Origin of the sequence: Janthinobacterium lividum (assembly GCF_011601275.1) — a bacterium.
Lineage (GTDB): Bacteria > Pseudomonadota > Gammaproteobacteria > Burkholderiales > Burkholderiaceae_D > Janthinobacterium > Janthinobacterium lividum_E.
Genome location: NZ_JAAOLY010000042.1, coordinates 1 through 7,604 on the forward strand (window position 1 = coordinate 1; position 7,604 = coordinate 7,604).

Annotated in this window: 6 protein-coding genes; 3 read left to right on the forward strand and 3 right to left on the reverse strand. The window is 63.8% G+C overall.

Translation table 11 applies throughout. The features are described 5' to 3' along the window. Positions 1–1,891: IPT/TIG domain-containing protein (locus tag GYK42_RS28655; protein ID WP_205711607.1), on the reverse strand; the 1,891-nt coding region annotated here is incomplete at its 3' end. 353 nt (positions 1,892–2,244) lie between these two features. Here GYK42_RS28655 and GYK42_RS28660 point away from each other — a divergent pair. Genes GYK42_RS28660 through GYK42_RS28670 form a run of 3 tightly spaced genes read left to right on the forward strand, consistent with a single transcriptional unit; the run spans position 2,245 to position 3,894 of the window. Continuing rightward, positions 2,245–2,748 carry a phage tail protein gene (locus GYK42_RS28660; protein ID WP_240943939.1) on the forward strand — a complete coding sequence of 168 codons (504 nt, stop codon included), beginning with the start codon at positions 2,245–2,247 and terminating at the stop codon, positions 2,746–2,748. A gap of 30 nt (positions 2,749–2,778) precedes the next feature. After that, positions 2,779–3,312 carry a phage tail protein gene (locus tag GYK42_RS28665; protein ID WP_166450258.1) on the forward strand — a complete coding sequence of 178 codons (534 nt, stop codon included), beginning with the start codon at positions 2,779–2,781 and terminating at the stop codon, positions 3,310–3,312. 48 nt (positions 3,313–3,360) lie between these two features. Continuing rightward, positions 3,361–3,894, forward strand: a complete 534-nt coding sequence (locus tag GYK42_RS28670; protein ID WP_166450259.1) for a tail fiber protein — start codon at positions 3,361–3,363, stop codon at positions 3,892–3,894. A gap of 70 nt (positions 3,895–3,964) precedes the next feature. Here the strand turns inward: GYK42_RS28670 and GYK42_RS28675 are convergent, their stop codons facing one another. Beyond that, a complete protein-coding gene (locus GYK42_RS28675) occupies positions 3,965–4,258 on the reverse strand; it encodes a DUF6916 family protein (RefSeq protein ID WP_240943940.1) in 294 nt (97 codons plus the stop codon). A 166-nt stretch (positions 4,259–4,424) separates the two neighbouring features. After that, positions 4,425–7,604: putative Ig domain-containing protein (locus GYK42_RS28680; RefSeq protein WP_166450260.1), on the reverse strand; the 3,180-nt coding region annotated here is incomplete at its 5' end.

The window sequence follows — 7,604 nt, forward strand, 5'->3', positions numbered from 1 at the left end:
GCACGTCGACCGTGCCCGCGCTGCCTGCTGGCGCCGTGGCCGTGATTTGCGTGGCGCTGTTGACGGTAAAGCCATTCGCTGCCGTGGCGCCGAACGTCACCGCCGTCGTGCCGCTAAAGCCGGTGCCAGTAATGATGACCGTGGTGCCGCCGGCAGTTGTGCCGGAGGTTGGCGAAATACTGCTCACCACCGGCTTTGCCACATAGGTAAATTGATCGGCGGCGCTGGTGCCGCTGGTGCCGCCCGTCGTGGTCACACGCACGTCCACTGTGCCCGTGCCGGCGGGCGCCGTCGCCGTGATTTGCGTGGCGCTGTTGACGGTGAAGCCCGTCGCTGCCGTGGCGCCGAACGTCACCGCCGTCGTGCCGCTAAAACCCGTACCGGTAATGGTGACAGTGCTGCCGCCAGTGGCCGGGCCGGCCGTGGGCGAAATGCTCGTCACCGTCGGTGTCGGTACAAAGGTGAACTGGTCCGCCGCGCTGGTGGCACTGGTCCCGCCAGACGTGGTGACGCGTACGTCGACCGTGCCGGAGCTGCCAGCTGGCGCCGTGGCCGTGATCTGCGTGGCGCTGTTGACTGTGAAGCCGGTTGCTGCCGTGGCGCCGAAGGTCACCGCCGTGGCGCCGGTGAAACCCGTGCCCGTGATGGTGACGTTCGTGCCGCCGGCGGTGGGACCTGCCGTGGGCGAAATGCTGGTGACCGTTGGCGCAGGAATATACGTGAACTGATTGGCGGCGCCGGTGGCGCTGGTGCCGCCGCTGGCGGTAACGGTGACGTTCACGGTACCGGCACTGCCAGCCGGCGATGTGGCGGTCATGGTCGTGGCGTTGACGACGGTAACGCTGACGCCATTGTTGGCGCCAAACTTGAGCGCCGTGACGCCCGTAAAGCCAGTACCGGTAATCGTGACGGCCGTGCCGCCAGTGCTGGGGCCGGACGCAGGCGTCACGCCGGTGATGGTCGGCGGCGGCTGGGCGTTGATCACCATGGAATAGCTGCGCGACGTGTTGTACGGTCCGTTGCCGCCCGTGACATCCGTCGATTTGATCACAAAATTATAGGTTCCCAGGGCGGTGGGCGTGCCCGATAACAAACCGCTGGAGGACAAGCTGAGGCCAGTTGGCAAGGCGCCCGATTCCACCACATAGGTATAGGGCGCGGTGCCATTCGACGTGGACATCTGCTGGCTGTACGGCGTCGACAAGCCTCCCGCCGTCAGGGTGGTGGGCGTGATGGACAAGATCGGTACGGCGATCGATACGGAATAGTTTTTGGTGACTACCTGCGGCGTGCCCGAGGTCGTATCGGTGACCTTGACGCTGAACACATAGGCGCCGGTAGCCGTCACGGTGCCGGAAATCAAGCCGCTCGGCGATACGCTGATGCCAGGCGGCAAGGTACCGGAATCAAACGCGTAATTGTAGGGAGCCACGCCGCCGCTAGCCGACATGGCCTGGCTGTATGGCACGCCAATCACGGGCGCGGGCAAACTGCCCGGCAACACCGTGAAGGACGCCGCCGCGGGCGCGACTGTCACGGTGAAAGTCACTTCCTGGCTATCCTCGTCAAGCAGGATAAAGCTGTCGGACAGCGCCCCGTCGCCATTATTGATATAGGTGGCGATGCCATTGCTGTTATTGACGAGACCTGTGATCGTGCCGTGCAAGGGCGTCGCGTTATTATCAATCAGGCCAAATCCGCTGCAGGACGACAGGTCGATGATATGCGAGCCGCCCGAGGCGACTGAAAAACTCTGGCTGGCCGTACATTTCACGCTCGGCAAGGCCTGCGCAGGATTGGCGCCAAACGCCAGCATCAACAGGCACAGCGAAGCGAGCCACTGCCCGAGACGGCAAGATACAGCCGTCCCGATAGTGTCGCGATCCGACATTCGCTTCCGGTTTCCAGCAACCAAGGCGAGCAGAAAAGAAAGTGCCGGACGGCCGATGATGTCGTTGCAAATGCGCAACATAGTTTCTCCAATACAGAGTTTTTCAGACAAAAGTGAAGGTGATTTCAGGCCGTCGGCGATGCCCATTCCGAGCGCTTCCACAGTGCCAACAGATGTTGACGCTTGCCATATGACAACGTATGCTACTCCGAGATTTCAATAAAGTAACTATAACAAAAAGGGTTTTTTAAAACGCAATATTGATTGCAAATGGAAAATATTGCTAATTTGAAATTCAATAGCATTCCAACCGTGGGAGAACGATGATGGCTGATGTGTATCTAGGACAAATCATGATGGGCGGCTTCAATTTTGTGCCGCGTGGCTTTGCGGCATGTAACGGGCAATTGCTGCCCATCGCGCAGAATCAGGCGCTGTTTGCGCTGTTGGGGACGTATTACGGCGGCAATGGCAGTACCACCTTTGCCCTGCCTAACTTGCAAGGCAGTACTCCTGTGGGAGCTGGCGGTTCGGTGGATGGTTCCTGGCAACCCGCACCCTATCAGATCGGTACGCGGGCGGGATCGGAGGCTGTCACCTTGCTAGCGACCCAGATGCCGGCGCACACGCATGCGGCCAATGCGGTGACGGCGCCCGGTACCTCGAAAAATCCTACCAATACCGTGTTTGGCGGCAGTGGCGCGGAATCCATCTACGGTTCGGCCGGACCGCAAGTCACCCTGGCCGGCCAGACCTTGGCGTTGGCCGGCGGCAACCAGGCGCATCCCAACATGCAGCCGTTCTCGGTCATTAACTTCAATATCGCCTTGAGCGGTATCTTCCCGTCGCGCAACTAACGAATCAGCCACTTCTTACGGAGCATAGTCATGACCACACCCTATGTCGGCGAAATTCGCCTGTTTTCCTTTCCCCGCATTCCCAGCGGCTGGTTCGCCTGCGACGGCAGCCTGAAACCGATCTCCGAATACGAAGTACTGTTCGTCCTGCTGGGCACCACCTACGGCGGCGATGGCGTCACCACCTTTGCCGTGCCCGACCTGCGCGGCCAGGTTCCCCTGCACATGGGTACCGGTCCGGGCCTGAGCAACCGCCCCCTCGGGCAACGAAGCGGCAGCGAATCGGTGACCCTGCTGCCGACCCAGCTGCCTTTGCATACGCATCCGTTCAATGTGAACAGCACCCTGGCAACGTCGAACGTACCGGCGGCCAACCTGCTGCTGACTGCGCCGTCGAATAACGACAAGATGTACACCAGCGATCTGACCGGCCTGACCGCCTATGCACTGGCAACCACAGCCACGGGCGCGACAGGCGGCAACCTGCCGCACGAGAACACCATGCCAACCCTGACAGCATCATTTTGCATCGCATGGGCAGGCATTTTCCCATCCCAGCAATAACAGCCGGCACGCAAGCGCAGCCCCTAAAATCGATCAGGAGAACTTAACGTGACCTCACCATACCTTGGCGAAATACAAGTCTTCGGCTTCAATTTCACACCCTACGGATGGGCCAGCTGTAACGGCGCCACCCTGCAAATCCAGCAATACAGCGCGCTGTTTTCCTTGATCGGCACGCAGTATGGCGGCAATGGGACCACTACCTTCCAGTTGCCCAACTTCACGGGACGCGCGCCCTGCAGCCAGGGCCAGGGTCCGGGCCTGACGCCGCGTGTGATGGGCGAGACCTTCGGCACCAACAGCGTCACGTTGAACGTCACGGAGATGCCGAACCACAGCCATCAACTCAATGTGTACCGCCAGCCCACCGCCGCCCTGCAACACAACACGCCGCTCGCTGGCGACGCCTTGATCGCCCTTGGCGGCACGTCCGCATTCGTGCCGACGACACCACCCAATGTATCGCTGTCCCCGGCCGCGATCGGTAGTGCCGGTGGCGGCCAGCCGCACGAAAACCGCCAGCCGATGCTGGCGGTGAATTTCTGCATCGCGCTGCAAGGGGAATTCCCGTCTTTTGACTAAGTTTGCTTGATCCAGGCAGGCGGCGCCATCGCGGCGCCCGCCTTGCCCTTCCCTCCTCCCCGCACTGGCCTCAGTTGAATACGGCCTGGTACAGAAAGCCATGGCTGTCACGCGCCACCGGCACCAGAAAGATACCCACTTCGCCAAACGCCTCATGCTGCATCTGGAAGATTTTCTGGTTGAACAGGATGGGAGAGCTATGGTGAAACAGCAGGCTGAAAGGCTTGCGCATCAAGCCCTCCAGCGTCGCTGACGGCAACGGGCGCACTTCCTTCAGGACAAAGGCGGCATTGCCGTCACTGGCCGCGATAAACGTCTCGTTGACGCGCGCGGCAAAGTGTTCGAAGGTCAGGACATTCATCATTCCAGATATTCCATTCCGTAAGCAGTGTGGTGAAGACGATGTCTGATTCTAATGGAATCATTGCAGCCCTGGCACGGCAATGACATGAAAAACCAGACGCCACATGCGCCGCGGGGCGGAAGCAAGCTGCTCCCGCCCCGCGGCGTCACTTCCTTGATTCGCAGCGCTACCTGAGCGGCATGGCGATGCCGAACATGACCGACTGGGTACGCCCGCTATCGATGTTCAGATTGCTGTTGTAGTCCAGGGTGATCGTCATGCCGTTCGACAGAAGCAGTTTCACGCCCAGGCCCGCCGCCCAGTTGCCCGTCTGTTGCGGCACCGTGCGGATCACGTACACGGGGCCGTCGGCCACCAGGTCGGCATACGCCAGGCGCGCATCGTCGGCGCCCTGGAACTGATGCCGGTACTCGAGCCGCGCACGCGGGAACCACGTGCCCAGGCCGCCCACATAGATGCCTTCGGCGCGCACACCGAGCGCGCCGATGCGCGAGCGCACGGTCTGCTTGAAGTAGCTCAGGGCGTTGATGCCGGCCGCCTTCTCCGTGTACGGATCGAGCTTGGCCGACATCAGTTCCACGCGGCCATACGGCGACCACATCCAGGTGTCATGGCGCATCTCGATGCCGCCGACCAGCGCGCCGAACACTTGCTTGCCGTCGCGTTCGCCCGTGGCGAAACCGCTGCCATCGGCGAGGTAGCGCGAAGCGTCGTACTGCAAGGTGCCGTAGCCGAGCACGCCGTCGAGGAAGACGCCCTTGCTCGGACGCAGGCTGCCATACACGGCCGCCACGGCGCTGTCGGCCGTGCTGCGGCTGCCGTTCTGGCCCACGTCGCTGCGGTCATGGCTGAAGCCGGCACCCACGCCCAGGGTCGCCAGGTCGCTGAGGCGGTAATCGCCCCCCACGCTCACGCCGTTGGTACGGAAACGGAAGCCCGTGTCGCGGCCATTCACATAGTGCTGGCCGAAGTCGACCGCGCCACCGAGCCACAGAGCCAGCGCCTGCTTCTGCGTATCGGGCTTTTGCGGCATGTCCGGCAAGCCGCTGGTGGCGCCGCTGACATCCACCTGCTGCCGTTCATCGCTGCTGAAACCAGCGCCTGGCTGGCGCAAGGCCGCCTTGCGCATGAACGGTTTCACGGCCGTGCCGAATACGCGGTCCGCTTCGTCCGCCTGCCAGCGCGCCAGCGCCGCCGTCGGATTGCCGCTGTCGTTTGGCGGCGTCAGGCTCAGGCCGAAGCTGGAACGTCCCCAGCCATCGCCATGCAGGCTTTCCAGGCGTTGCGTGAAGTTCGACAGCTGTGCGCTGGCGAAACGCCGCGCCGCGTCCGCTTGCGCCGCCTGCAGGCCGATCACTTCCGGATCGACCGACGGGTCGCGCCGCGCCGTCACGGTCACGTTGACGACACCCGGTTTCGAGGTGGCATACGCATTGCTCAAGGTGTAGCTGACGACGGCCGCGCCGGCGAACTTGCCCGAGGCCGCAAAGCTCAGCTGGTACGACGGCTTGCCGGCCGTGCCCACGTCGCGCACCACCACCTTGCCCGCTTCCGCCGGCGCCACGCTCAGCACATTGGCCGCCGTGAACGGGCCACCCGTGGCGCCCGCCGTCAGGTCGACATTGACCGTCAGGCCGGCCACCACCGTGACGCTCTGGCTGAGCACTTGCGGCATCGGATTGACGGTAATCGTCGAGGTCACCGGCGCCGACGTGCCGAAGGCGTTCGACACGGTATAGCCGATGCGGATCTCGCCGCTGGTGTTGATGCCTGGCGTGTAGACGATGTCCATGCCGTTGACCACCGCCGTGCCGCTGGCAGGTTGCGTCGTGATGGCCACGGCCGTGAATGGCCCGCCCGTGGCGCCGTCCGTCACCGGCAGGGTCACCGGCGTGCCGGCCAGGACCGTGGCTGTCTTGGCCACCGGCACGGGCACGGGCTGCGGCGCCACCGTCACGCTGACCGTGGCGGGGGCGGAGGTGCCGCCCGGACCCGTCGCCGTGTAGCTGAAGGCGTCCGGACCGAAGTAGTTGGCATTCGGCACATACATCACCTTGAAGGCGCGATTGCCTCCCCCCGCCGCGCCGCTCGACACCACCGTGACGGTCCCATGCTGCGGCGGCGTGACGATGGTCACTGCCGTGATCGGGCTGCCATCCGTGGAAGCGATGGTCAGGCTCACTTCCTGGTTGGCCGAGGTCGTCGCCGTTTCATTGGCCACCGGCGGCGGTGCCTGGTTCACCAGCAGGGTCAAGGCTTGCTGCACCGTGAACTGGTGCGCGTCCTTCGCTTGCAAGGTGAAGTTGTAGCTGCCCGCCACCGTCGGCGTGCCGCTCAACACACCGCTCGCCGCATCGAGCACCAGGCCCGCCGGCAAGGCGCCGCCGCTCACCGCATACGCATACGGCGCCACGCCACCGCCAGCCGTGAATGGCTGGCTGTACGCGTCGCCGGCGCGGATCGCCGACAGGCTGGCCGGCGTCAGGCTCAAGGTGGGCGCAGCGACAGCCAGGGTGTAGCTGTTGGTGGCGCTGAACGGCGCCCCCACGCCCGTGCTGCTGTCCGTGACCTTGATGCTGACCGGGAAACTGCCCGCCACATTAGTGGTGCCGGACAGCACGCCGGTCGCCGCATTCAAGGTCAAGCCGGCAGGCAAGGCGCCGCTGCTGATGCTGAAGGTATGTGGCGCCGTGCCGCCCGCCGCCGTCAGGGTTGCGCTATAAGCCGCTTCCGCCGTTGGATTGGGCAGGCTGGCCGGCGTCAGGCTGACCGTGGCCGAAGCGACAGTCAGCGTATAGCTTTGCGTGCCGGTGAACTGGTGCGCATCTTCCGCTTGTACGGTCAAGGTAAAACTGCCGGCCGCCGTCGGCGTACCGCTGAGCAAACCGCCGCCGCTCAGTGTCAGGCCCGCTGGCAGGCTGCCGCTCGATACCGTATAGGCATACGGAGCGACGCCGCCGCTGGCCGTCAGTTGCTGGCTGTACGCCGAAGCCACTGTCGCTGCCGGCAAGGTGCTTGGCGTCACCGTGATGGCGGGCGCGGCAACGCTCAAGGTATAGCTGTTGGTGGCGCTGAATGGCGCTCCCGCGCCCGTGCTGCTATCCGTGACCTGGATACTGACCGGGACACTGCCGGCCACATTGGTCGTCCCCGACACCACGCCCGTGGATGCGTTCAGGCTCAAGCCGGCCGGCAGGTTGCCACTGCTGATGCTGAAGGTATATGGCGCCGTGCCGCCCGCTGCAGTCAGGGTGGCCGTGTAGGCCGCTTCCGCCGTCGCATTGGGCAAGGTGGCCGGCGTCAGGCTGACCGTGGCCGAGGACACCACCAGAGTATAGCTTTGCGT

What these genes read in the sequence shown, in the direction of transcription:
- GYK42_RS28660 (WP_240943939.1), top strand. Translation starts at nt 2,245, where the DNA reads ATGATGGGCGGCTTCAATTTTGTGCCGCGTGGCTTTGCGGCATGTAAC.
- GYK42_RS28675 (WP_240943940.1), bottom strand. Translation starts at nt 4,258, where the DNA reads ATGATGAATGTCCTGACCTTCGAACACTTTGCCGCGCGCGTCAACGAG.
- GYK42_RS28665 (WP_166450258.1), top strand. Translation starts at nt 2,779, where the DNA reads ATGACCACACCCTATGTCGGCGAAATTCGCCTGTTTTCCTTTCCCCGC.